Annotated in this window: 1 protein-coding gene; it reads left to right on the top strand. The window is 72.6% G+C overall.

The features are described 5' to 3' along the window. Window positions 1-1,155, top strand: a 1,155-nt coding sequence (locus QIT00_RS38690) for a phosphomannomutase/phosphoglucomutase (RefSeq protein ID WP_282540189.1), incomplete at both ends; no start/stop codon positions are given.

A 1,155-nucleotide genomic window follows, 5' to 3' on the forward strand; every position in this document is an offset into this window, starting at 1 on the left:
GGCGATCGTGGTCGGGCACGACATGCGCCCCTCGTCGCCGGGCCTCTCGCGGGCGTTCGCGCGCGGCGCCGCTGCCCTCGGGGTCGCCGTCACCGAGATCGGCCTGTGCTCCACGGACCAGCTGTACTACGCCTCGGGCGCCCTCGACCTGCCCGGCGCGATGTTCACCGCCTCGCACAACCCCGCGCAGTACAACGGCATCAAGATGTGCCGGGCGGGTGCGGCTCCGGTGGGGCAGGACACAGGTCTGGCCGAGATCCGGCAGCTGGTGGAGGAGTGGTCGGTCAGCGGCGCCCCCGCCCCGGCCGCCGGCCCCGGCGAGATCACCGCGCGCGACAGCCTCGGGGACTACGCCGCCCACCTGCGCCGCCTCGTGGACCTCACACGGATCCGCCCCCTGAAGGTCGTCGTGGACGCGGGCAACGGCATGGGCGGCCACACCGTCCCCACCGTCTTCGAGGGCCTCCCGCTCCAACTGATCCCGATGTACTTCGAGTTGGACGGCACGTTCCCCCACCACGAGGCCAACCCGCTGGACCCGGCCAACATCGTGGACCTCCAGAAGCGCGTCCGCGAGGAGGACGCCGACCTGGGCCTGGCCTTCGACGGCGACGCGGACCGCTGCTTCGTGGTGGACGAGCGCGGTGAGCCGGTCTCCCCGTCGGCCATCACCGCCCTGGTCGCCGCCCGCGAGCTGGCCAGGAACGGCGGCAAGGGCACCGTGATCCACAACCTGATCACGTCCTGGTCGGTCCCCGAGGTCGTCAGGGAGAACGGCGGCACGCCCGAGCGCACGCGCGTGGGGCACTCCTTCATCAAGGAGGAGATGGCCAGGACCGGCGCGATCTTCGGCGGCGAGCACTCCGCGCACTACTACTTCCGCGACTTCTGGAACGCCGACACCGGCATGCTCGCCGCCCTCCACGTCCTCGCGGCCCTCGGCGGCCAGGACGGCCCGCTCTGCGCCCTGGTCGAGGAGTACGACCGGTACGCGGGCTCCGGCGAGATCAACTCCACCGTCGGCGACCAGGCGGGCCGCGCCGCCGCGGTCAAGGCGGCCTACACCGGGCGCGAGGGGCTCAGCCTGGACGAGCTGGACGGCCTCACGGTCACCGCCCAGGACTGGTGGTTCAACCTCCGCCCCTCCAACACCGA

It is taken from the genome of Streptomyces luteolus (genome assembly GCF_029968015.1).
Lineage (GTDB): Bacteria > Actinomycetota > Actinomycetes > Streptomycetales > Streptomycetaceae > Streptomyces > Streptomyces luteolus.